At 64.5% G+C, this 23,468-nt stretch carries 24 protein-coding genes; 11 read left to right on the forward strand and 13 right to left on the reverse strand.

Annotated features, from left to right (window positions below; genetic code table 11):
* Window positions 1-92 precede the first annotated feature (92 nt).
* Both AB0366_RS19995 and AB0366_RS20000 read right to left on the reverse strand, forming a co-directional pair.
* A complete protein-coding gene (locus tag AB0366_RS19995; RefSeq protein ID WP_366245471.1) occupies window positions 93-1,514 on the reverse strand; it encodes an FAD-dependent oxidoreductase in 1,422 nt (473 codons plus the stop codon).
* Complete coding sequence (locus AB0366_RS20000; protein WP_366245472.1) at window positions 1,511-3,016, reverse strand: gamma-aminobutyraldehyde dehydrogenase; 1,506 nt, start codon at window positions 3,014-3,016, stop codon at window positions 1,511-1,513. The genes AB0366_RS19995 and AB0366_RS20000 overlap by 4 nt, the downstream gene beginning before the upstream one ends.
* A 143-nt stretch (window positions 3,017-3,159) precedes the next feature.
* Here AB0366_RS20000 and AB0366_RS20005 point away from each other — a divergent pair, with 143 nt between their 5' ends.
* Entirely contained in the window at window positions 3,160-3,624 is a 465-nt protein-coding gene (locus AB0366_RS20005; RefSeq protein ID WP_032376836.1) for an Lrp/AsnC family transcriptional regulator, read from the forward strand.
* Window positions 3,621-4,988 carry an aspartate aminotransferase family protein gene (locus AB0366_RS20010; protein WP_366245473.1) on the forward strand — a complete coding sequence of 456 codons (1,368 nt, stop codon included), beginning with the start codon at window positions 3,621-3,623 and terminating at the stop codon, window positions 4,986-4,988. Before AB0366_RS20005 ends, AB0366_RS20010 begins: the two co-directional genes overlap by 4 nt.
* 9 nt (window positions 4,989-4,997) lie before the next feature.
* On the opposite strand, the gene AB0366_RS20015 is transcribed toward AB0366_RS20010, so the two are convergent.
* On the reverse strand, window positions 4,998-6,281 hold the full coding sequence (locus AB0366_RS20015; RefSeq protein WP_314141699.1) for a thymidine phosphorylase: 1,284 nt from the start codon (window positions 6,279-6,281) through the stop codon (window positions 4,998-5,000).
* On the reverse strand, window positions 6,274-6,687 hold the full coding sequence (locus AB0366_RS20020) for a cytidine deaminase (RefSeq protein ID WP_121870356.1): 414 nt from the start codon (window positions 6,685-6,687) through the stop codon (window positions 6,274-6,276). The genes AB0366_RS20015 and AB0366_RS20020 overlap by 8 nt, the downstream gene beginning before the upstream one ends.
* 265 nt (window positions 6,688-6,952) lie before the next feature.
* Here AB0366_RS20020 and sdhC point away from each other — a divergent pair, with 265 nt between their 5' ends.
* The 4 genes from sdhC to AB0366_RS20040 are packed head-to-tail and all read left to right on the forward strand — an operon-like array spanning window position 6,953 to window position 10,367.
* Window positions 6,953-7,363 (forward strand): succinate dehydrogenase, cytochrome b556 subunit, encoded by a 411-nt coding sequence (gene sdhC / locus AB0366_RS20025; protein ID WP_121870357.1) that lies wholly within the window; start codon window positions 6,953-6,955, stop codon window positions 7,361-7,363.
* Window positions 7,363-7,815: a succinate dehydrogenase hydrophobic membrane anchor subunit gene (locus AB0366_RS20030; RefSeq protein ID WP_032397462.1), complete on the forward strand. Its 453-nt coding sequence runs from the start codon at window positions 7,363-7,365 to the stop codon at window positions 7,813-7,815. Before sdhC ends, AB0366_RS20030 begins: the two co-directional genes overlap by 1 nt.
* Before the next feature lie 16 nt (window positions 7,816-7,831).
* Window positions 7,832-9,583 carry a succinate dehydrogenase flavoprotein subunit gene (gene sdhA, locus AB0366_RS20035; protein ID WP_032397463.1) on the forward strand — a complete coding sequence of 584 codons (1,752 nt, stop codon included), beginning with the start codon at window positions 7,832-7,834 and terminating at the stop codon, window positions 9,581-9,583.
* A gap of 1 nt (window position 9,584) precedes the next feature.
* Window positions 9,585-10,367: a succinate dehydrogenase iron-sulfur subunit gene (locus AB0366_RS20040; RefSeq protein WP_037188150.1), complete on the forward strand. Its 783-nt coding sequence runs from the start codon at window positions 9,585-9,587 to the stop codon at window positions 10,365-10,367.
* A 64-nt stretch (window positions 10,368-10,431) separates the two neighbouring features.
* On the opposite strand, the gene AB0366_RS20045 is transcribed toward AB0366_RS20040, so the two are convergent.
* From AB0366_RS20045 to AB0366_RS20060, 4 genes are all read right to left on the reverse strand, one after another.
* A complete protein-coding gene (locus tag AB0366_RS20045; protein WP_366245475.1) occupies window positions 10,432-11,637 on the reverse strand; it encodes an acyl-CoA dehydrogenase family protein in 1,206 nt (401 codons plus the stop codon).
* Between the two features lie 95 nt (window positions 11,638-11,732).
* Entirely contained in the window at window positions 11,733-12,515 is a 783-nt protein-coding gene (locus tag AB0366_RS20050) for an ATP-binding cassette domain-containing protein (protein WP_366245476.1), read from the reverse strand.
* A 2-nt stretch (window positions 12,516-12,517) separates the two neighbouring features.
* On the reverse strand, window positions 12,518-13,576 hold the full coding sequence (locus AB0366_RS20055) for an ABC transporter permease (protein WP_366245477.1): 1,059 nt from the start codon (window positions 13,574-13,576) through the stop codon (window positions 12,518-12,520).
* 29 nt (window positions 13,577-13,605) lie between these two features.
* The gene (locus AB0366_RS20060) at window positions 13,606-14,607 is read right to left on the reverse strand and encodes a sugar ABC transporter substrate-binding protein (RefSeq protein ID WP_366245478.1); all 1,002 of its coding nucleotides are present in this window, start codon (window positions 14,605-14,607) and stop codon (window positions 13,606-13,608) included.
* A 229-nt stretch (window positions 14,608-14,836) separates the two neighbouring features.
* Here AB0366_RS20060 and AB0366_RS20065 point away from each other — a divergent pair, with 229 nt between their 5' ends.
* The 3 genes from AB0366_RS20065 to AB0366_RS20075 are packed head-to-tail and all read left to right on the forward strand — an operon-like array spanning window position 14,837 to window position 17,301.
* The gene (locus tag AB0366_RS20065) at window positions 14,837-15,160 is read left to right on the forward strand and encodes a hypothetical protein (protein WP_366245480.1); all 324 of its coding nucleotides are present in this window, start codon (window positions 14,837-14,839) and stop codon (window positions 15,158-15,160) included.
* A gap of 24 nt (window positions 15,161-15,184) precedes the next feature.
* A complete protein-coding gene (locus AB0366_RS20070; protein WP_366245481.1) occupies window positions 15,185-16,654 on the forward strand; it encodes a HAMP domain-containing sensor histidine kinase in 1,470 nt (489 codons plus the stop codon).
* Complete coding sequence (locus AB0366_RS20075; RefSeq protein ID WP_366245483.1) at window positions 16,639-17,301, forward strand: response regulator transcription factor; 663 nt, start codon at window positions 16,639-16,641, stop codon at window positions 17,299-17,301. Before AB0366_RS20070 ends, AB0366_RS20075 begins: the two co-directional genes overlap by 16 nt.
* Window positions 17,302-17,347: 46 nt before the next feature.
* On the opposite strand, the gene AB0366_RS20080 is transcribed toward AB0366_RS20075, so the two are convergent.
* Window positions 17,348-17,761, reverse strand: a complete 414-nt coding sequence (locus tag AB0366_RS20080) for a hypothetical protein (protein ID WP_366245484.1) — start codon at window positions 17,759-17,761, stop codon at window positions 17,348-17,350.
* 285 nt (window positions 17,762-18,046) lie between these two features.
* Between AB0366_RS20080 and AB0366_RS20085 the strand changes: the two genes are divergently transcribed.
* The gene (locus AB0366_RS20085) at window positions 18,047-19,315 is read left to right on the forward strand and encodes a D-alanyl-D-alanine carboxypeptidase family protein (RefSeq protein ID WP_366245605.1); all 1,269 of its coding nucleotides are present in this window, start codon (window positions 18,047-18,049) and stop codon (window positions 19,313-19,315) included.
* Window positions 19,316-19,348: 33 nt separating this feature from the next.
* On the opposite strand, the gene yhjD is transcribed toward AB0366_RS20085, so the two are convergent.
* Window positions 19,349-20,368, reverse strand: coding sequence for an inner membrane protein YhjD (gene yhjD / locus AB0366_RS20090; protein WP_183130201.1), 1,020 nt, complete (start codon window positions 20,366-20,368; stop codon window positions 19,349-19,351).
* A 114-nt stretch (window positions 20,369-20,482) separates the two neighbouring features.
* Window positions 20,483-21,523: a tryptophan--tRNA ligase gene (gene trpS, locus AB0366_RS20095; RefSeq protein ID WP_032397468.1), complete on the reverse strand. Its 1,041-nt coding sequence runs from the start codon at window positions 21,521-21,523 to the stop codon at window positions 20,483-20,485.
* Here trpS and AB0366_RS20100 point away from each other — a divergent pair.
* Window positions 21,522-21,662 (forward strand): hypothetical protein, encoded by a 141-nt coding sequence (locus tag AB0366_RS20100; protein WP_366245485.1) that lies wholly within the window; start codon window positions 21,522-21,524, stop codon window positions 21,660-21,662. The genes trpS and AB0366_RS20100 overlap by 2 nt on opposite strands.
* Here the strand turns inward: AB0366_RS20100 and AB0366_RS20105 are convergent.
* Window positions 21,659-22,465 carry an exodeoxyribonuclease III gene (locus tag AB0366_RS20105; protein WP_366245486.1) on the reverse strand — a complete coding sequence of 269 codons (807 nt, stop codon included), beginning with the start codon at window positions 22,463-22,465 and terminating at the stop codon, window positions 21,659-21,661. The two genes, AB0366_RS20100 and AB0366_RS20105, sit on opposite strands and share 4 nt — an antisense overlap.
* A 73-nt stretch (window positions 22,466-22,538) precedes the next feature.
* Entirely contained in the window at window positions 22,539-23,441 is a 903-nt protein-coding gene (yidC, locus tag AB0366_RS20110) for a membrane protein insertase YidC (protein ID WP_366245488.1), read from the reverse strand.
* Between the last annotated feature and the right edge of the window lie 27 nt (window positions 23,442-23,468).

Here is a 23,468-nt window from a genome sequence, read left to right on the forward strand (position 1 = left end):
TCCCACATCTGTGGCTCTACCGGCCAGGACCCACTCCTGTCGGCAACCCACGCTTACATGCGGAGGGGCCCCAGCCAAGACCTCCATACCGTCTAACTGTCGAAGCCGAGACCCAGCGCATCCATACCCTTCAGCCACAGTCCCCGTCGTCCCTCGTTGCGGTCTGCTCGGGCGAATTGTGCACGCGTGATGTTGATCCCTATCGACTTGAGTGGCTCGGGTGGGAACGGCAGCGGCTTGGTGCGCACCATCTTCAGGCGTGTTCGTTCGGTGTCCTTGCCGTCCAGTAGATCGAGAGCGGTGCGGGCCCCGAAGTGCGACGCGCCGACGCCGAGTCCGGTGAACCCGGCCACCGAGGCCACCCGTCCGTTCATTCCGAGATCCCAGAAGGCGCTGAACCGCGAGCACGTGTCGATCGATCCGCCCCAGGCGTGGGTGGCGCGAATTCCTTCGAGGCTCGGGAACATCTGCAGCAGGTGTTCGGCGAGCAGTGCGAACTCTTCGGGATGTTGGGTTAGGCGCGGGTCGGTGTCGCTACCGTAGAAGTAGTGCGCGTCCCACCCGCCGAACAGGATGCGATCGTCCGCCGTCAACCGGAAGTAGTGGAAACGGTTGCCGGAGTCGGCCAATCCTTCGCGGCCAGACCAACCGATGTCGGCGAGCTGCGACGGACTCAGCGGCTCGGTCATGATCACGTAGTCCCATACCGGGACGATCCAGTGACGGAGTTTGCGGCGCAACGATTTCGATGCCGAGGTGGCCAGCAGGACCTTGGCGGCCTCGATGGTGCCGTATCCCGTCTTCACTCGAATTCCGTTGCCGGACTTGTCGATCGACAGCGCCCGGGTGTTCTCGTGAATGCGAACGCCGAGCGACTCGGCCGCGTCGGCCAGGCCCCAGGCGAGTTTGGCGGGATCGATCATCGCAACGTCGGGGTCGAACAGTGCGCCCCGCGCCATCGGCGAGGTGACTCTCGACGCCACCGCAGCGGCGTCGAGATACTCCATCGGCTGAGACAACCGCGTCGCCTCGTCGCCGAGCTCACGCAGGTCGTCCACCTGCCAGTCGAAATTGGCGATGTCCAGCTCGCCGGTCCGCTCGATGTCTGCGTCGATTCCGTACCGGTCCGCAGTCGCGCAGATCGCGTCGAGCGTCTCGGTGCCCATGCGCAGCAGCTCGGGTAGTTCGTCGGCGTAGCGGTCGAGTCCGTTGCTCAGTCCGTGCGTCAGGCTGGCAGCGCAGAAGCCGCCGTTGCGTCCGGTTGCGCCCTCGGCGATGCGGTCGCCTTCGAGCACCACGATCGATCGGTTCGGGTTCTCCTCTGCCGCGTGCAGAGCCGCCCACAATCCGGTGAACCCGCCGCCGACGATCACCAGATCCGCTGCCGCAGAGCCGGTGTGCCGACTGCGCGGAGCGGGGCGTTCGGGACGGTCGAGCCAGTAGGACTCCGGTGCCGCGCCCGCCACCATCGCCACGCCGCGTTCGGTGGGTGCGGTTGCCCATGATGCGCTCATCGGGCATCCACCTGCGCTTCGGGATCGGCTGAAGCGAATACCGTTCGGTGCCAATTCTTTCGGGCTACACCGGTGATGTCGGTCATGACGTGCTTGACGGTGAGGTACTCGTCGAGCGAGTAGCTCGACATGTCCTTTCCGAACCCCGAGGCCCCGAATCCGCCGTGTGGCATCTCGCTGATGATCGGGATGTGGTCGTTGATCCAGACGCAGCCGGCGTCGATCTCCCGCATCGCTCGGCCCGCGCGGTACACGTCCCTGGTCCAGGCCGAGGCGGCGAGTCCGAACTCGGTGTCGTTGGCGCGCCGGATCGCATCGTCGTCCCCGTGATGCTTCGACACCGTGAGCACCGGACCGAACACCTCGTCGCGATAGATCTCGTCTTGCTCACCGACATCGGCGATCAGGGTAGGCGGATAGAACGCACCCCGGCCCTCCGGGACACGACCTCCGGTCACCACCCTGGCCCCCGCGTCCCGGGCTCGATCCACCATCGCCGCGACACGATCGCGGTGCGCGACGGAGATCAACGATCCCATGTCGGTCGCCGGATCCGTCGGGTCTCCCACGACGACGCGACCCATCAACTCGGCGACTCCGGCGACGAAGTCCTCGTAGAGGGATTCGGCGACGATGGCGCGGGTGGCAGCAGTACAGTCCTGACCGCCGTTGATCAACGATCCCGCGACGGCTCCGTGAATGGCTGCGTCGAGATCGGCGTCCTCGAACACCACCAGCGGTGCCTTGCCGCCGAGCTCGAGCTGCACGCGTGTGCCGTGCGCGGCGGCCTGCGCCATCACGCGCCTGCCGACAGGAGTGGAGCCGGTGAACGTCATCAGGTCCAGACCCGCATGGGAGGACAGCGCGACCCCTGCGTCGAGACCGGTTCCGGTGACCACGTTGAACACCCCGTCGGGAACGCCCGCTTCGGTGGCCAGGCGGGCCAGCCGCAAGGTGGTCAGCGGGGTGAGTTCACTGGGCTTGAGCACGATGGAGCACCCGGCCGCCAACGCCGGTATCGCTTTCCACACCGCCATCTGCAGCGGATAGTTCCACGGCGTGATCGACCCGACCACTCCGACGGCGTCGCGACGGATGGCGGAGGTGTGCTCACCCGAGTATTCCGCAGCAGCCTTGCCGTCCAGGTGCCGCGCCGCTCCGGCGAAGAACTCGATGTTGTCGATGCTGCCCGGAACATCGAATTCCGTTGCCAGCCTGGTCGATTTGCCGGTCTGTGCCACTTCCTCGGACACGAAGTTCGCCGCGTCGGCCGCAACCAGACGCGCGAGTTCCATCAACACCGCGCTGCGGTGCGCGGGAGTGGCGGTGGACCATGCGGGAAAGGCCGATCGGGCTTGCGCGAGAGCCGAATCGACGTCGGCGGCGGTGGCCAGACCGACGTCGGCGACGACGGCTGCGCTCGCGGGATCGTCGACCTCGTACCGATCACCACTACCGTCCACCGCGCGTCCGTCGATCCAACAACCAGGAATGTTCGCCATGCCTGCGACAGTACCGTCGGATCCACTGATTCTCTCTGTTTCCGGCCTTTCGACAACTGATTCTGTCGTCTGAATCCACAATCGACGCGCTTTTCATCGTCGACGGGTTGTGTTTACGGCAACGACAATGACAAGATCGACCCATGCCCGAGCAACCGCCCATCGCACTCGACGACGTCTCCAAGGCGATCATCGAGCAACTCCAGGAGGACGGGCGTCGCTCGTACGCTGCCATCGGCAAAGCCGTCGGACTCTCGGAAGCGGCTGTCCGTCAACGGGTTCAGCGCCTGACGGACTCCGGCGTCATGCAGATCGTCGCGGTCACCGATCCGGTGCAGGTCGGATTCAAGCGGCAGGCCATGATCGGCATCAAGTGCACCGGCGACAGTTATGCACTGTCCGAGGAACTGTCGGCGATCGATGCGATCGATTACGTCGTCCTCACCGCAGGGTCATTCGACGTCGTCGTGGAAGTGGTGTGCGAGGACGACGAACAACTCCTGCAGATCCTGAACAAACAGATCCGCAGTCTGGACGGTGTCACCAGCACCGAAACGCTGGTCTATCTCAAACTCGTCAAGCAGCAATACAATTGGGGAACACGATGAAGCGAACGACATCCGAGCTCGACGCTTCCGCAGCCAAGCATCTGTGGGGCCACTTCACCCGCCATGGCGCAGGGGTCACTCCCCCGATCATCACGCGCGGTGAGGGTTCGACCATCTGGGACTCGAACGGCAAGAGCTACATCGACGGTCTCTCGGGGCTGTTCGTGGTGCAGGTGGGGCACGGCCGTGAGGAACTGGCCGAGGCGGCCGCGAAGCAGGCCAAGGAGTTGGCGTTCTTCCCCCTGTGGTCGTACGTGACCGAACCTGCGATCGAGCTGGCCGAGCGGCTCGCCGGCTACGCCCCGGGCGATCTCAATCGAGTCTTCTTCACCACCGGTGGCGGCGAGGCCGTCGAGAGCGCATGGAAGCTCGCCAAGCAGTACTTCAAGAAGGTCGGCAAGCCCGGTAAGCACAAGGTGATCTCGCGGGCGATCGCCTACCACGGGACCCCACAGGGCGCGCTGGCCATCACCGGAATTCCCGCGCTCAAGGAACCCTTCGAACCGCTGACACCGGGCGCGTTCCGAGTGCCGAACACCAACATCTACCGCGCCCCCGCTCCCCTGGACTCCGATCCGAAGGCTTTCGGAATCTGGGCCGCGGACCGGATCGCCGAGGCCATCGAATTCGAGGGCCCCGACACGGTTGCCGCGGTGTTCCTCGAGCCGGTTCAGAACGCCGGCGGCTGCTTCCCTCCCCCGCCCGGATACTTCGAGCGGGTCCGCGAGATCTGCGATCGCTACGACGTTCTGCTCGTCTCCGACGAAGTCATCTGTGCCTTCGGCAGGATCGGGTCGATGTTCGCCTGCAGCGACTTCGGCTACGTACCGGACATCATCACCTGCGCAAAGGGAATGACCTCGGGCTACTCACCCATCGGCGCAATGATTGCCTCCGACAAGCTCTTCGAGCCGTTCGACGACGGCACGTCGAGCTTCGCGCACGGGTACACCTTCGGCGGCCACCCCGTCTCCGCCGCCGTGGCCATGGCCAATCTCGACATCTTCGAGCGCGAGGGCATCAACGCTCACGTCGCAGACAACGCCCCGGCGTTCCGTGCGACGCTCGAGAAGCTGCACGACCTCCCGATCGTCGGAGACGTGCGCGGCGAGGGATTCTTCTACGGCATCGAGTTGGTCAAGGACAAGACCACGAAGGAGACATTCAGCGACGCCGAAGCAGAACGCATCCTCCGCGGCTTCCTGTCCACGGCCCTGTTCGACGCAGGCCTGTACTGCCGTGCCGACGACCGCGGCGATCCGGTGGTGCAGCTGGCTCCGCCACTGATCTGCGGTCAGAAGGAGTTCGACGAGATGGAGCAGATCCTGCGCAGCGTGCTGACGGAGGCCGGCAACCTGATCTGACCGGGCTCGTTATTGCCCGATCCGGTCGATCACCAGAGGCCTCGGCTGCGAGGCCGTGGCCCCTATCTCCCAACTGGATTCGAGTGCCTGCTGTGCATACTCGAAACGCTCGGGGGTGTCGGTGTACAGCGTCGCCAGCCGATCTCCTGCGCGCACCCGATCGCCTGGCTTGGCGTGCAGCCGCACACCGGCTGCGCTCTGCACCGGTTCACCCTGGCGCTCGCGGCCCGCGCCCAGCCGCCACGCCGCCAGTCCGACACCCATTGCGTCCAAACCGGTGACGACACCGTCGGTGGCGGCGACGAAGTCCTGGCTTTCGCGGGCGACGGGGAGCGCGGCATCGGGATCGCCGCCCTGCGCGGCGATCATCGTTCGCCACCGATCCATTGCCGAACCGTCGGCGAGCTTGTCGGCCGGATCGATGCCCTCGATCCCGGCCGCCGCGAGCATCGTGCGCGCCAGCGTGATCGTCAGCTCGACGATGTCGGCCGGCCCACCTCCGGCGAGTACCTCGACCGATTCCTCCACCTCGAGCGCGTTGCCCGCGGTGAGCCCGAGCGGGGTGTCCATCGCCGTCAGCACCGCCAGAGTTCGTACCCCCGCATCGGTTCCGAGCTCGACCATGGCGGTCGCGAGTTCGCGTGCGTCGTCGACGTTCTTCATGAACGCACCGGCACCGACCTTGACGTCCAACACGAGCGCCCCGGTGCCCTCGGCGATCTTCTTGCTCATGATCGAGCTGGCGATCAGCGGGATCGATTCGACCGTTCCCGTCACGTCTCGCAATGCGTAGAGCTTCTTGTCGGCCGGAGCGAGATCGGCACCGGCAGCGCACACGACAGCACCGATCGCCGGATCGGCCAGGATGCGGTGCATCTCCTCGCCGCTCAGATCCGCTCGCCATCCGGGGATGGACTCGAGCTTGTCGAGCGTCCCGCCGGTGTGGCCAAGTCCTCGACCCGACAGCTGCGGCACAGCGGCTCCGCAGGCGGCGACGAGCGGAGCCAGCGGCAGCGTGATCTTGTCTCCGACACCACCGGTCGAGTGTTTGTCGACGGTGGGCAGCGGCAGCGCCGAGAAGTCCATCCGTGTGCCCGACGCGATCATCGCGTTCGTCCACGTACCGAGCTCGCGACGCGACAATCCGCGCCACAGAACGGCCATTGCGAGAGCCGACATCTGTTCCGGCGCGACGGATCCGCGGGTGAACTCCGCGATCACCCATTCGATCTGCTCGTCGTCGAGAACGCGCCCGTCGCGCTTGGCGCTGATGATGGATACGGCGTCAGGCATGGTTGTTCACGCGTCCTTCGTCGAGGTTGTCGGGGCCGAAAGCGTTCGGGAGCAACTCTGCCAGTCGAACCGGTCCCGAGGCGGTGTCGACGAGCAGATCCGGGCCGCCGAACTCGTACAGCAGCTGCCGGCATCGCCCGCACGGCATCAGAATTTCACGCCTGGAATCGCAGCAGGAAAAGGCCACGAGTCTGCCGCCGCCGGTCGAGTGCAAGTTCGACACCAACCCGCACTCCGCGCAGAGCCCCAAACCGTATGAGACATTTTCCACATTGCACCCGGTGACTATCCGATTGTCGTCCACCAGAGCTGCGGCGCCGACCGGAAAGTTGGAGTACGGGGCGTAGGCACGGCCCATTGCCTCATGAGCATTGTCGCGCAACGTCTTCCAGTCGATTTCGTTCATGGTGCACCATCCAATCACGCTGTCTGAATTGATGCAGAGATCCGGCCTGAAGTGCGTCCATCAATTGGGAAGGCAAACCTAACACCAGATTTCGGCAGCGTACGAACCTCGAGTCGAATTAGTTCCGTGTTTCGAATGGGTTTACAGTTTCTTGTAAGCGGCTAGTACAACCAGCACTAGGGCCGAATCGCGACAAATCGAGCCACGACAAGACCGGCCACCGGGCTCGATGCGTCCACCAACGACGTTGGAGGCATTGCACTCGATGAGTAGCACGACAGAAGCCGCTCCGGTCAAGGAGCGCAAGCGGTCGCTGTACCGCGGGGATCCGGGCATGTGGTCCTGGGTCCTTCACCGAATCACAGGCGTCTTGGTTTTCTTCTTCCTGTTCGTCCACGTTCTCGACACGGCGATGGTTCGGGTCAACCCCGAGACGTACGACGCCATCATCGAGACCTACAAGACCCCGCTCGTCGGTCTGATGGAGATCGGCCTCGTCGCCGCGGTGCTGTACCACGCGTTGAACGGCATCCGCGTGATGCTGATCGACTTCTGGTCCAAGGGACCGCAGTACCAGAAGCCGATGCTGTGGGTCATCGCAGTCGTCTGGCTCGTCGTCATGATCCCCGGCGCGGGACGAATCTTCTACAACATGTTCACGGCGGGTGGTCACTGATGTCGACGCAGGGTCCCGAGGCAAAGGTCCTCGGCACGAACTACGACCGTCCGGCCAGCCTGGCCAACCCGCGTTCGCCGCGGCGCCAGAGCAAGGGCAACTTCGAGCTCTACGCATGGCTGTTCATGCGCTTCTCCGGCCTGGCACTCGTCGTGCTCGTCCTGGGCCACATGTTCATCATGTTGATGCTCGACGACGGTGTGCACCGCATCAACTTCGCATTCGTCGCCGGTCGTTGGGCCAGCCCGTTCTGGCAGTTCTGGGACCTGACGATGCTGTGGCTGGCGCAGCTGCACGGCGGCAACGGCCTGCGCACGATCATCGCGGACTACTCCCGCAAGGATTCGACGCGTTTCTGGCTGACCACGCTGCTGGTGCTGTCGATGATCCTCATCATGGGCGTCGGCACCTACGTCATCTTCACGTTCGATCCCAACATCACGGCGAGCTAAGGACACTGACGCTTACATGCAGGAACATCGTTACGACGTACTGATCGTCGGCGCAGGCGGTGCCGGTATGCGTGCTGCGATCGAGGCCGGACCCCGTGCTCGCACAGCCGTACTGACCAAGCTCTACCCCACGCGCTCGCACACCGGCGCAGCTCAGGGCGGCATGTGCGCCGCCCTGGCCAACGTCGAGGAAGACAACTGGGAGTGGCACACGTTCGACACCGTCAAGGGCGGCGACTACCTCGCCGACCAGGACGCGGTGGAGATCATGGCCAAGGAAGCCATCGACGCAGTTCTCGATCTCGAGAAGATGGGTCTTCCGTTCAACCGGACACCCGAGGGCAAGATCGATCAGCGGCGCTTCGGTGGCCACACCCGCGATCACGGCAAAGCTCCGGTGCGGCGTGCGTGCTACGCAGCCGACCGCACCGGCCACATGATCCTGCAGACGCTCTACCAGAACTGCGTCAAGCACGACGTCGAGTTCTACAACGAGTTCTACGCACTGGATCTGTGTCTGACCGAGACCGACGACGGTCCCGTCGCGACCGGCATCATCGCCTACGAGCTCTCCACCGGTGAGCTGCACATCTTCCACGCGAAGTCGATCATCTTCGCCACTGGAGGCTCGGGCCGGATCTACAAGACCACCTCCAACGCCCACACCCTCACCGGTGACGGCATGAGCATCGTGTTCCGCAAGGGTCTTCCCTTGGAGGACATGGAGTTCCACCAGTTCCACCCGACAGGTCTTGCAGGTCTGGGCATTCTCATCTCCGAGGCAGTGCGAGGCGAGGGCGGCATCCTGCGAAACGAGTCGGGCGAACGCTTCATGGAGCGCTACGCACCGACCATCAAGGACCTCGCGCCCCGCGACATCGTCGCGCGCTCGATGGTGCTCGAGGTGCTCGAAGGACGCGGTGGCGGCCCGAACAAGGACTACGTCTACATCGACGTCACGCACATTCCCGAGGAAGTTCTGGACGAGAAGCTCCCGGACATCATGGAGTTCTCGCGCACGTATCTCGGTGTCGACCCCGTCAAGGAGCCGGTGCCCGTCTACCCGACGTGTCACTACGTCATGGGCGGCATCCCCACCAAGATCCGCGGCGAGGTTCTGCGCAACAACGAGGACATCGTCCCCGGCCTCTACGCGGCCGGCGAATGCGCCTGCGTCTCCGTGCACGGAGCGAACCGTCTCGGCACCAACTCGTTGCTCGATATCAACGTCTTCGGACGTCGTGCCGGCATCGCCGCGGCCGAGTACGCCAACTCGGTCGACTTCACCCCGCTCCCCGAGGAGCCGGCGAAGATGGTGCAGGACTGGCTCGAGTTGATCCTGTCGGACCACGGCCACGAGCGCGCAGCCGACATCCGTACCGAGATGCAGCAGTCGATGGACAACAACGCATCGGTGTTCCGTACCGAGGAACGTCTCGAGACGGCGCTCAAGGATGTCCGCGCCCTCAAGGAGCGGTACAACAAGATCACCGTCGAGGACAAGGGCAAGCGCTACAACAGCGACCTGCTCGAGGCCATCGAACTCGGCTTCCTGCTCGAAATGGCGGAGGTCACGGTCGTCGGTGCACTCAACCGGAAGGAATCGCGCGGCGGACACGCTCGCGAGGATTACCCCGAGCGCAACGACGCCGAGTACATGAAGCACACCATGGCCTACAAAGAGGGCGAAGGTCTGCTCACCGAGATCCGCTTGGATTACAAGCCGGTAATCCAAACCCGCTACGAGCCGATGGAGCGGAAGTACTGATATGAGCGCACCCACACTGGACAAGAAGTCCAACGAGTCCGACCTGCCGCCCGTCCCCGAGGGCGCGGTGATGGTCAACCTCAAGATCGCGCGCTTCAATCCCGAGAACGGTGACGGTCAGCGCTGGGACACCTTCCAGGTCCCCACCCTGGCCACCGACCGACTGCTCAACCTGCTGCTGTACGTGAAGGGCTACCTGGACGGCACCCTGACGTTCCGTCGCTCGTGCGCACACGGTGTCTGCGGCAGCGACGCGATGCGGATCAACGGTGTCAACCGTCTCGCCTGCAAGGTGCTCATGCGCGACATGCTCCCCAAGGACTCGTCGAAGACGCTGAACATCACCATCGAGCCCATCAAGGGCCTGCCGGTGGAGAAGGACCTCATCGTCGACATGGAACCCTTCTTCGACGCGTTCCGCGCCGTGAAGCCGTTCCTGATGACGACGGGCAACGAGCCGACCCGCGAGCGGATCCAGTCCGCAGCGGACCGCGCTCGGTTCGACGACACCACCAAGTGCATCCTGTGCGCGTGCTGCACCACCTCGTGCCCCGTGTTCTGGAGCGACGGCAGCTACTTCGGTCCGGCCGCCATCGTCAACGCGCACCGGTTCATCTTCGACAGCCGTGACGAGGGTGCAACCGAGCGTCTGGACATCCTCAACGATGTCGAGGGTGTGTGGCGTTGCCGCACCACCTTCAACTGCACCGACGCATGCCCTCGCGGCATCCAGGTGACCAAGGCGATTCAGGAAGTCAAGCGCGCGTTGCTGTTCGCACGCTGACAGCTTCTCCCGCCCGACGTCGAGCGCCCCTTCGCACACGCGAAGGGGCGCTTTTCGTTCTCGGTCAGACGAACGCGCCGAAGCCCGTCACTCCGCGGCCGACGATCAGGTTGTTGATCTGCGCGGTGCCCTCGTAGGAGTACAGGGCCTCGGCGTCGGCGAAGAATCTGATGACGTCGTGCTCGATGAGAATCCCGTTGCCGCCCAGGATCTCTCGGGCCCAGCCGACGACCTCGCGCAGCCGCGTCGTACAGAACGTCTTGGCCAGCGCCGCATGTTCGTCGTGGTGGACGCCATTGCCCTGCAGCTGAGAAACACGAATCGCCATGCCGAGCGAGGCGGTGATGTTCGCCGTCATGCGGGCGATCAGGTCGGAGATCAGCTGGAACGACGCGATCGGAGATCCGAACTGTTCGCGTTCGCGCGCATAGGCCACGGCCCGCTCGTACGCGCCCATCATCACGCCCACCGCTTGGAACGCCACTCCTCCGCGGGTCAAACGGAGCACCTTCGCGGTGTCGGCGAACGAGTTGGCGTCGGCCAGCTTGTTGGCGACCGGGACTCGGCAGTTCTCCAGATGGATGTCCGCGTTCTCGACCGCGCGGAGCGAGTACTTGCCCTCGATCTTCTCGGCCCGGAAACCCTCGAATCCCTGCTCGACGACGAAACCCTTGACCTCGCCGTCCGCCTCGTCCTTGGCGAACACGATGGTCAGGTCTGCGAAGGTGGCGTTTCCGATCCAGCGCTTGCTGCCGTTGAGGATCCAGTGATCACCGTCGAGGCGAGCGGTGGTCTCGAGTCCGCCTGCGACGTCGGACCCACCGTGCGGTTCGGACAGTCCGAACGCGCCGATCGTCTCCATTCGGCGCATGGCGGGCAACCAGCGCTGGCGCTGCTCCTCGGAGCCGAGAATCGAGATACTGCTCATCGCCAGCGAACTGTGCACGCTGAACATCGTTCCCGTGGACGGATCGACTCGCGCGAACTCCATTTCGAGCCAGCCGGTGAGCAGCTTGCGCGAGGCCTTGCGATCGTCGAACCCGTAGCCGAGACCGGCGATTTCGAGTTCGGCGATCTTCGGCATCAGGTGCACCGGAGAGGCGGCCTTCTCCCAGAATTCGTTCGCTCGCGGCGCGACCTCGTCCTGCAGGAATCGACGAGTACGCAGAACGATCTCGGTCTCGGCGTCGTCGAGCATGCTCTGATACCCGTAGAAATCGGATTCGAGGAAGTCCGGCGCCAGTGGTCCGAGGGGCTCGTGCTCGCTCATGTTCGGCTCCTTCGTCTGGTGCCTCCGTCGAGCACCGCTACCGATCCTCTACCCGCCGCGCCCGATTCTCACGCATGCACCGCGGCCCCGAGATGTCAGCGGCGCAGTTCGTCGGAGAGGATCGCCAGTTCGTCGCCGCCCGCCATTTCCTTGGTGAGGTCGTCGAGCGAGATGTCGTCGCGCGCACAGTCCAGTGTCTGACGTCCACGATCGAGGAGGACGAAGTGATCTCCGACCATGTACGCGTGATGCGGATTGTGGGTGATGAACACGACGCCGAAGCCTTTCTCCCGGGCCGCCGAGATGTACCGGAGAACCATGCCGGACTGTTTGACGCCGAGAGCGGCGGTCGGCTCGTCGAGGATGAGAACTCGGGCACCGAAGTAGATGGCGCGCGCGATGGCCACGCACTGACGTTGACCACCGGACAGTGAGCCGATGGGGGCATCGACATCCGGTAGATCGATCCCCATCTTGCGGAGTTCGTCGATGGTTCTCGCGCGCATCGCTCGGGTGTCGAGGGTCTTGAAGATCTTGCCCTTGCGCAGCTCCTGACCGAGGAAGAAGTTGCGCCACACCGGCATCAGGGAGACGACCGCGAGGTCCTGGTAGACCGTGGAGATACCCTGATCCACCGCCTGCTTCGGCGAGCCGAAAGTGGTCGCCGTGCCGTCGACGAGCAATTCCCCCTCCGACTGCCGATGCAACCCGGACATGATCTTGATCAGAGTGGACTTGCCTGCGCCGTTGTCACCGAGAACGCAGGTGACCTCACCGGCACCGACGCGGAGGTCTATCCCGTGCAGCGCGATGATGTTGCCGTAGCTCTTACCCACGCCTTTCAGTTCGATGAGGGGCGTGTTCGCGGAGGACGTCATGGTCACCTTTTCGCCGCGTAGTTGCGGAAGGAGCTGTTCGCGATCACTGCGAACAGCAGCATCGCACCGAGGAAGAACTTGAACCAGTCCGGGTTCCAGCCTGCATAGACGATGCCCTGGTTGGTCATGCCGAAGATGAACGCTCCGATGAAGGCACCGACAGCCGTGCCGTATCCACCGGTGAGCAGGCATCCGCCGATGACCGCGGCGATGATGTAGAGGAATTCGTTGCCCACGCCTTGGCCGGACTGGACGGTGTCGAACGCGAACAGCAGGTGCATGCCGACGAACCAGGCGCAGAAGCCGACGAACATGAACAAGCCGATCTTGACCCGCGTGACCGGGACCCCGACCGCACGCGCCGATTCCTGGTTGCCGCCGACAGCGAAGATCCAGTTGCCGATGCGGGTCTTCATCAGCACCCAGGTTGCGGCGAGGGTGAACACGATCCACCACACGACGGTGATGCGGACCGAGACCCCCAGCAGCGAGAACGAGGACGAGAACACTGCCTTGGCCGAGTCGAATCCCTCCATGTCCGAGATGGACGGGGTGGCGACCTGGCCGGTAACGAGCTTGGTGACGGCGAGATTGATACCGGTGAGCATGAGGAACGACGCCAACGTGATCAGGAACGACGGAATCCTGGTCGTCATCACCAGGTAGCCGTTGAGAAACCCGACCGCCAGTGCCAGCACCAGCGCCAGCACCGAGCCGGTCCAGACGTTCAGGTGCAGGTTGTAGGCCAGCATGGAGGCCATGATCGAGGAGAACGTCACCGCAACCCCGGTGGAGAGGTCGAATTCACCGCCGATCATCAACAGGGAAACACCGATCGCCATGATGCCGATGGTCGAGGATGCGTACAGCACGGTGGCGAGGGCTTCGGGCGATCGAAACGGCGGTGCCACGATGCAGAAGAAGACGAAGATGGCGACCGCGCCGAACAGCGCCCCGACCTCCGGTCGAATCAGCAACCGCTGCAGCGGTTTCCGCTTCTTGACCCGCTCATCTGCGATCACGGCGTGTTCGGACAGAGCCGGATCGGCCTGTGTGGACATGATCTTCCTTCCGCGCCGAGGCGACGCACTCAGCGTGTGCCGTTACGGGCGTACTCGGCGACCGCATCGATGTTGGTCGAATCGATGAACGCGGGCCCGGTCAGCACCGGGGTGCCGCCACCGATCGTGTTGCCGTTGTTGAGGTAGAGCCACAGCGAGTCGATGGCCAGGTAGCCCTGCAGGTAGGGCTGCTGATCGATGGCCCACGCCACGTCACCCGACTCGATCGCGTCGACGAGTGCGGCATTGGTGTCGAACGTGACGATCGTGGCGTCGCTGCCCGCATTGTTCTTGGACTGCACGGCCGTCAAGGCGATCGGAGCGGCCAGCGCGATGACATGGTCGATGCTCGGGTCCTGCTGCAGCTTGGCGGTGATGGTCGACTCCACGGACGGCATGTCCTTGCTGTTGACGTTGAGGATCTCGGTGGTGCCTCCGAAGCCCTCCGTCACGCCGGCACAGCGAGCCTCGAGTGCCACGGCACCCTGCTCCTGAATGATGCACAGTGTCTTGCGTGCACCGTCCTCGGTGAGGCGAGCCCCGGCAGCCTGTCCGGCGATGGTCTCGTCCTGGCCGAAGTACTGCTGGACTCCCATGTCCTTCCAGGAGTCGTAACCGGAATTGAACGCGACGACCGGGATGCCCGCGGCGGTCGCGGCCTCGACGGAGGGCGCCATCGCGTCGGGTTTGGCCAGCGTGACCGCGATACCGTCGACCCTCGAGTCAATCGCACTCTGGACGAGGTTGGCCTGGTTGGGCGCTTCGGGATCTGCCGAGTAGCGCAGTTCGATGTTGTCCTTGGCCGCAGCGGCCTCGGCACCCTTGCGAACCAGATCCCAGAAGGTGTCGCCGGGAACCTCGTGCGTGATCATCGCGATCGTCGCCGACGGCGTGTCGGCGACACCCGCGTTGCTTCCGTTGTCGGACGATCGAGGAGCACCACCGGTACTCGAACAGGCAGCGACAGTCAGTGCCGCGACCGCACAGACCGCGCCGACCGCGATCGGCCCGCGCCGTTGCCGAAACCTCATTGCACTTCCTCTCGAAAATTCGGCCTCTCGAAAATTCGGCCTGTCGAACAACCGTCGAATCCGACCCGCCGACCTGATCACTGTAAGAAACGATCGGTACCCGTCACGCATCTTCGACGATTATTCGTCACGCGACGCAACCGGTATGCGCAGCACCGGACCTCGGACATGAGAGAACTCTCATCTCCGATTCACGTAGCCACAATCCACCGTCGTCAAAGTCGTCTGTGTGCGAACCATCATCGTCTCGGCCCTGGGACTGCTCACGCTCGCCGTGCTCGTCGTGGCATTGCTGACGACTCGGTCGACGGGCGAGCAGACCCCGTTGCCCGCACCCATCGTCGCACCCGCCGCACCCGTGCAATCCGCCCCGGGTGCTCCGGGGCCCGTTCCCCCTGCACCGGGACCGGGCGATCCCGCGCCCACCACCGCGCCCACCACCGCGCCACAGCCGGTGGCACCGGACGGATTCGTGCCGCCGCCGCCGCTGCCGCCTGCCGACTGGGACGATGACTTCGACGACGACTGGGATGACGATGACGACGACGACTGACCCTGCTGCGAGACCGACCACGTGATGCGGACGCGACTGCTCGCCCTGCGCCCGACGAGCGCTCGGAGCCGCATCTTCTCGTGGGTGCTGCTGCTGGTGTTGGCGTCGCTGGCGGCCGTCACCGTCACCACGTGGCTGCTCATGATCCGCGCGACCGACAATCGCATGCGCGAATCGCTGCGCACCGAGATCGCCGAGTTCACCACCCTGACCGACGCAGGCGTCGATCCAGGAACCGGCGCACCGTTCGACGACATCGACGACGTGCTCCGCGTGGTGATCACCTACAACCTCGCCCGCCCCAACGAGAAGTTCCTGGGTTACGTGGACGGCGCGTTCGCCGTACAGAGCAGGCAGCAGGCGCCGGTACGACTGTCCGACGACACCGGCTTCACCGCCGAGGTCGGCTCCGTCACCGCACCGGTCGAGGGTTCGTATTCGAGCGCGGCAGGCGAAGTTGTGTACCTCGCGGTGCCGGTCTCGCTGGCAGGCGACCCGGTGCCGGGCGTCGTGGTCGCCGCGTACTTCGCCGACCAGGAACGCGCCTCGGCCGACGAGACCGCGACCCTGATGCTCGTCGTCGGCGGCGTCACCTCGGTGTTGGCGGCAGTAGGGGCGTGGTTCGTCGCGGGACGCATCATGTCGCCGATCAGACAGATCACGGCCACCGCCAGAACGATCACCGAAACCGACCTGTCCGGCCGAATCACCGACGCCAGAACGGCCGGTCGAGGCGACGACATCGGAGATTTGATCGACACACTGAACTCGATGCTCGACCGAATCGAGTCCGGCGCGGCGAGTCAGCGCCGATTCCTCGACGACGCCGGCCACGAGCTCCGCACTCCCATCACCATCGTCCGAGGTCATCTCGATGTTCTCGACCACGGCGACCCCGCCGACGTTCGAGACACCGTCGCGCTCGTCGACGACGAACTGGATCGGATGAACCGACTCGTCGCCGATCTGTTGCTGCTCACCCGGGCCGACCAGACGAGCTTCGTCACGCCGGTGGACACCGATGTCGACGCGCTCACTCGAAGTGTGTTCGACAAGGTGACCACCCTCGCCGACCGGGAATGGGTGCTGGAGGCGAGCGCAACCGTCCACGCGCCACTCGACGCGCAACGACTGACCCAGGCACTGTTGGCGTTGGCGGACAACGCAACTCACCACACGATGCCCGGCAGTCGCGTCGGCATCGGATCGCAACTGTCCGACGGCGATATCCGGTTCTGGGTCACCGACTCGGGTCCGGGAATCGAGCGCGACGAGCAGGAACGAATCTTCGAGCGCTTCGCCCGCGGGCGCAACGGAACCCGACGCACCGAGGGCGCGGGGCTCGGATTGTCCATCGTCACCGCCATCGCACAGGCCCATCGTGGGCGGGTGAGTGTCGGCAGCGCCCCGGGGCACGGGGCCACCTTCACCATCACGATTCCACTGACCGATTCCCCTCCCCCGCAGAAGGATCGACCATGGCCCGCATCCTGATCGCCGAAGACGAACCCCGCATCGCCTCGTTCGTTCACAAGGGGCTCAGAGCGAGCGGTTTCAGTACGACGACCGTCTCCGACGGCAGATCCGCATACGAACACGCACGCAGCGGTGACTTCGATCTGGTGGTACTCGACATCGGCCTGCCGATCATGGACGGCTTCGAGGTACTGCAGCGACTGCGCGGAGAGCAGTGCGAGATACCGGTGATCGTGTTGACCGCACGCGACAGCGTCCAGGACGTGGTGTCCGGTCTCGAAACCGGTGCCGACGACTACATGGCCAAGCCGTTCCGATTCGAGGAACTGCTGGCGCGCATCCGAGTTCGACTGGGCAGCAAACGAACCGTCGACACCAACCAGCTCGCGGTCGCCGACCTCACCCTCGACCTGCGTACCCGGAGAGCTGTGGTGGGAGACCGGACCGTCGACCTGTCGGCCCGTGAGTTCGCGCTGGCCGAGACCTTCATGCGCCACCCCGGTCAGGTCCTCTCGCGAGAGCAACTCCTGTCGCAGGTGTGGGGCTACGACTTCGACCCGGGCTCGAATGTCGTCGATGTCTATGTCCGCTACCTTCGGGCGAAATTCGGTGCCGCACGAATCGAGACCGTCCGCGGAATGGGATACCGACTGTCCGAGACATGAGTGGCGTCGGCCGGTTGCCGACGCCACTGCTCGAGTCTCAGTCGTCTCAGTCGTCCCAGTCGTTGTCGTCGTTGTCGTCGTCGTCGTCGTCCAGATCGTCCCAGTCGTCGTCGAGGTCGTCGTCGAGGTCGTCGTCGAGGTCGTCGTCCAGATCATCGTTGCGATCGTCCCAGTCGTCGTCACGACCGTTCAGATCGTCGTTGCGGTCGTCCCAGTCGTCGTTGCGGTCGTCCCAGTCGTCGTCGTAGCGGTCGTCCGGGATCTGGGTCGGTGCGGGCTGCTGGGGAGCTGCCGGCGGGTTCGGAGCCGAATCCGCCTCCGACAGAGGCTGTTCCACCGAGATCGAGGACGGCCGCTGCTGGGTGGGGTCGTCGTCGGCGATCGCGAGTGCGCCGACGCTTCCGAGGGTGACGACAACGGCTGCTGCACCGACGATCATGAACTTTCCTGGCATTCTCATGTCTGCTCCTTCGATCCGAGTCCTGTGGGCCACCGTTTCGGTGATGACTCAACGATCTCTGTCGAACGTGAGAACCGAAGGAGCACAACATGAGCGAGTTCTCATACTGGTGACGGGCGCGTGGGTCGACATTCGGCCGTTACCGGTGACGATGTCGGGACGAGAACCAGGGCGGTCGTTGGGGCGATGCTCGCCGGTGGGTCGCCACGTCGACCGACCCCCGAGCGCCTATGGTGATTCGCGATGAAAAGGATTCGAGTGTGCGTGGCAGCGTCGGCAGTGTCGATGGTTCTCGTCGGCATCGGCTGTGGACCGGCTCTGGCGCAACCCGCCGCCGAGCCACCAGCCGCGACGACGACACCGCCGTTCACTACGCCCGACACCGACAGCTGCCCGTTCGCCGCGTCACCTCCCCCGGCGATCGACCTGTCCGAGGTACCGGCCCCTGGAAGCACTGCCCCGCAACCACTCCCGATTCCCGCTGAGGCCGTCGGCGGGGATCGGCTCGCCGAGTGTGGAGCGGTGCTGCCGGACGGGGCTCCCCCGTTGCCTGCCGATATCTCGGCCACCGGGTTCGTGGTGGCCGACATGGACTCCGGCTCCGTTCTGGCCGCCAAGGATCCGCACGGGCGGCATCGGCCGGCGAGCACGATCAAGGTGCTACTTGCGATTGTCGCCCTCGACGAGTTGAACTTGAATTCCCAGATCACCGCGACCGCAGAGGACGCCGGTGCCGAGGGCAGTGCCGTCGGCATCGGAGAGAACGGTGTCTACACCAATCTCCAATTGATGCAGGGCCTGGTGATGGCATCGGGAAACGATGCAGCGCATGCGTTGTCCAGGCAGCTGGGTGGGGACGCGGCCACCGTGGACAAGATGAATGCCAAGGCCGCAGAACTGGGTGCGCTCGACACTCGCACCGCCACACCGTCCGGTCTCGACGGTCCTGGCATGGCGAGCTCTGCCTACGACCTGGCGTTGATCTACCGCGCGGCCATGCGCAATCCGACCTTTGCGCAACTGATTTCGACCGAAACCGTTCAATTTCCCGGATACCCGAAGGACCCCACGATCCCGGACGACCAGGACCGGCCCGGGTTCACCCTCTCCAACGACAATCAGCTGCTCTACAACTACGAGGGAGCTCTCGGAGGCAAGACCGGGTACACCGACGATGCTCGCCAGACGTTCGTCGCAGGAGCAGAACGGGGCGGCAGGCGTCTCGTCGTGACGATCATGAAGGGCGACGTGCTGCCGATCCGGCCGTGGGAGCAAGCGGCCCGCCTGTTGGACTACGGGTTCGCGCTCGATTCCAGTCGCGGCGTGGGCGAACTCGTGGAGCCGCAGTCGACGGCCGCGGTGACGAGTACGCGCGCGCCCGAGGCCACGCCGACTCTCGCTCAGCCGCCCGCATCGGCGTCGGGGTCGAGCTCCCGCCAGTCCGAGATGCAGGCGCAAGGCGACACCGTCGTTCGCATCGCGATAGGTGTCATCGGTTCGATCGTGGTGATCGGCTTGTTGTGGGGAGCTCGACGGCTGTCGCGCAACCGCTGAACCGGGTCCTCCGATACAGCGATTGCGAGCAATCTAGCGACGTCTGTTGCGCAGTCCCGCGAGGCCGAGAGCGGCGAGGGCACCGGCACCCACCAGCGCCAGGCCCCCCGTCACGCCCGGTCCTTCGCTGACCTCGACCCTCGTGTTGATCACCGCCGGCTCCGGGGCCGGGACATGAGCTTCGGCCAAGCTCTCGCGAGTCGTCGCGGCGAACGAAGTGGAGAACAGCACCAGCCGTGACGTCGTGAACACGAATACCAGCAGACCGATGATGGGTCCGAAGACCACGCCTGCCGGGCCGCTCGTCACCGATCCCAGATAGATGGCACCGAGCTGCTTGAAGATCTCGAAACCGACGGCAGCGAGCAGAGCGCCTTTGGCTGCGCTGCGCCACGAGACCGGCTCGCGCGGCAGACGCGAGATCACCCAGGTGAACAACGCCCAGGTGCCCGCCAGCGCGAGCAGAATCGAGAAGACGCGCAGGGCGATGCCCACTCCTGGGACTGAATCGAGATTGGCCCACTCGAGAATGCTGCGCATCAGGTCACCACCGGCGAGCGCCGACAACGCCAACGACAGCACCAGCGCGGTCCCCAGCCCGAGCAGCGCGGCGAAATCCTTGGCCTTGGTGGCCAGAAAACCACCCTGCTCGTGCTGGCTCTCCCACATGGCGGTCAATGCCTCGCGCAGGTTGGCGATCCAACCGAGACCTGCATACAAGGCACCGAGCAAACCGATGATGCCGACGCTCGTCCGAGACTCGATGGCCGTCTGAATCAGCGAATTGATTGTCTCCCCGAAGCTGCCCGGCACGTTCTCGGCAATCTGCGACTGGATCTCGGCAAGCCACTCGGGCTGATTCACCAGCACGAACCCGGCGATCGCGAACGCGACCATCAGCAGCGGGAACAAGGCCAGCACACTGAAATACGTCATGCCTGCCGCGTAGTAGTCGCCCTTCTGACCCTGATAGCGCTGCGCAGCAACAACAGTGTGATCGAGCCAGGGCCACCGGTTACGCCGGTCGTCGAGGATCGCCTTGAAATCGGGCATGGCACTCACCTTTTCGCTGTCGTCGCCTGCTGTCGGATCGTGTCACCGCGGTGCTACGCCTCGAAGCATTTCTTGCCGAAACGCAGCACGACGAAACTCAGTGTGCCGTAAATGCTATGCACCCGGCGGCAGGAAACCCACCCTGTCGTAGACCTGAGCGAGCGTTCGGCTCGCCACTTCCCTGGCTCGATCCGCACCGGCCGCGAGGATGCGATCGAGTTCGGCCACGTCGGCCATGAACCCGTCCATCCGCTCCCGTAGCGGAACGACGAACTCGGTCAGAACGTCGGCGGTGTCGGACTTGAGGTCGCCGTATCCCTTGCCCGCATACCCGGCGACGAGATCGTCGATACTCGCGCCCGAGAGCGCAGACTGAATCACCAGCAGGTTGCTGACGCCCGCTTTGTTCTCCGGATCGAACACGATGTCGCGCTCGTTGTCCGTCACTGCCGAACGAATCTTCTTCGCCGACACCTTCGGATCGTCGAGGATGTTGACGATGCCCGCCGGATTCGACGAGGACTTGCTCATCTTCGCGGTGGGATCCTGCAGATCGAAGATCTTCGCGGTGCCCTTGATGATGTGCGCATCGGGCACGACGAACGTCTTCTTGAACCGCGTGTTGAAACGTTGCGCCAGATCGCGAGTCAACTCCAGGTGTTGCCGCTGATCCTCGCCCACGGGCACCAGATTCGGCCGATAGAGCAGGATGTCGGCGGCCTGCAGAATCGGGTAGGTGAACAGTCCGACGCTGGTGTGATCGCGACCCTGCTTGGCGGACTTGTCCTTGAACTGCGTCATCCGCGCAGCTTCGCCGAATCCGGTGATGCAGTTCAGAACCCACGCCAACTGCGCATGCTCGGGCACCTGACTCTGCACGAACAGCGTCGACTTCTCCGGATCGATTCCCACCGCGAGCAACTGCGCTGCGGCCACTCGGGTGCGACGCCGAAGCTCCTTGGGATCCTGAGGAACGGTGATCGCATGCAGGTCCGGGATGAAGTAGAACGCGTCGAACTCGTCCTGCAACTCCACCCAGTTCCGCACCGCACCCAGGTAGTTACCGAGATGGAAAGAATCGGCAGTCGGTTGGATGCCGGAGAGCACCCGCCGACGCGGACCCTGCGGAGTGTCGATGGAGTCGGAAGAAGACATGCCGCAATCTTTTCACGACCCCGTCGACGCCCACTTCCTGCCTGCCGAGATGGTCACTGCGCAGGCTCCGCTCCAGCAACACGGTTCACTGCGCAGGCTCCGCTCCAGAACACAAGTCGCTCCGCAGGCTCCGCTCTAGCGGTAGCGCACTGTCACCGGAGCGTGATCGGACCATCGCTGGTCGTACGCCTCGGCCCGCTCGGTAATCGCTTCCTTGGCGCGCTCGGCCAGATCACCGGTGGCCAACTGATAGTCGATCCGCCAGCCGGCGTCGTTGTCGAAGGCCTTGCCGCGATAGGACCACCAGCTGTACGGACCTTCGACGCCCGGGTACAGCGCCCGTACGACGTCGGTCCAGGGGGCCTTGTCGGCGAGCAACCGCGTCACCCACTCGCGTTCCTCGGGCAGGAAGCCGGAGTTCTTGCGGTTGGTCTTCCATGCCTTGAGATCGGCCTCGGTGTGGGCGATGTTCCAATCGCCGCACACCACCACGTCGCGATCGTCGGACTTCGCAGCCTTGGCCGTCTTGGCCAGATACTTCGCGAACGCCGCCATGAAGCGTTCCTTCTCGTCCTGACGCTCGGTACCCACCTCGCCCGACGGCAAGTACAGGCTGGCGACGGTGACGTCGCCGAAGTCACCTTCGATGTAGCGACCTGCATCGGCGAACTCGACGGCCCCGATGCCGGTGCGAATCGCATCGGGAGCCGCCTTCGACAGCAAGGCCACCCCGTTGCGTCCTTTCGCGGACGGCTCGGCCGAGGCCAGGTGCCAGCCCGCATCGAGGGCCGGGGCCAGCGCCTTGGTCAGTTCCCCGTCGTTGGCGCGGGTTTCCTGCAGGCAGATGACGTCGGCATCGGTGGCCTCGAGCCACGGCAGCATGCCCTTGCGAACAGCTGCGCGAATTCCGTTGACGTTGACAGTGGAAACAGTGATCGGCACGCCGACGACGGTAACCGAGCCCACCGACAGACCGCAGCTGGGTCGTTCATCCGAGGTCGTTCCTGCAGGCCGGCTACCGACGCTTCGGCTTGGCCCCGGGTTTCGGCGCGGTGACCGCCGATGTCGCCTCTGTCGACGTACTCGGTTCTCGGTCGATGCGTCGGTAGACGAGGTGCTGCTGGGCGTAGGTCCAGATGTTGTTGCTCACCCAGTTCAGCAACACCGCAACCGGAAGTACCGGCCCACCGACGAGCACGCCTGCCGGGAACACCCAGAGCACGAGCTTGTTCATGATCGCGGTCTGTGGGTTGGCGAGCGCCGCTGCGTCCTGCCGGGCTACGGACGCCCGCGAGTTCATGTGCGTGGCAACCGCAGCGACGATCATCAACGGAACCGCAACGAACGCGATGCTCCACACCGACGGCACTCCCCCGAACGGACCGAAGGCCTCGAGCACCTCCCGAGAGCTGTTGACGGCAGCCGAGATCGGCGCACCGAAGAGCCGTGCGTCGAGGAAGGACTGCACATCAGCGGGGCTGAAGACGTAGTTCGCGGTGTTCGCGTTCTCCTGCGCCGTCATACCGAGATGACCGAATCCGGTTCCGGTTCGGTTGAACGAGCGCAGCACGTGCAGCAGACCGATGAAAACCGGGCCCTGCGCCAGCAGGGGCAGGCACCCCATCAAGGGGTTGAAACCGTGTTCCTGCTGCAACTTCCGCATCTGAGTTGCCTGCCGAGCACGGTCCCCGGAGTACTTCTTCTGTACGGCCTTGATCTGTGGTTGGAGCCTTTTCATGGCGAGCTGGGAACGAATCTGACTGACGAACGGCTTGATCAGCAGCGCACGCAGTGTGAAGACCAGGAATATCACCGCCAACGCCCAGGCGAAGCCGTTGTCGGGGCCGAGCACGGACCCGAAGACTCTGTGCCAGAACCACAGCACCGCGGAGACGGGATAGTAGACGAAATCGAGCATGGTGGAGCACCTCACTGTGAGAGAAAG

Origin of the sequence: Rhodococcus sp. NPDC076796, from assembly GCF_040702765.1 — a bacterium.
Taxonomy (GTDB): Bacteria; Actinomycetota; Actinomycetes; order Mycobacteriales; family Mycobacteriaceae; genus Rhodococcoides.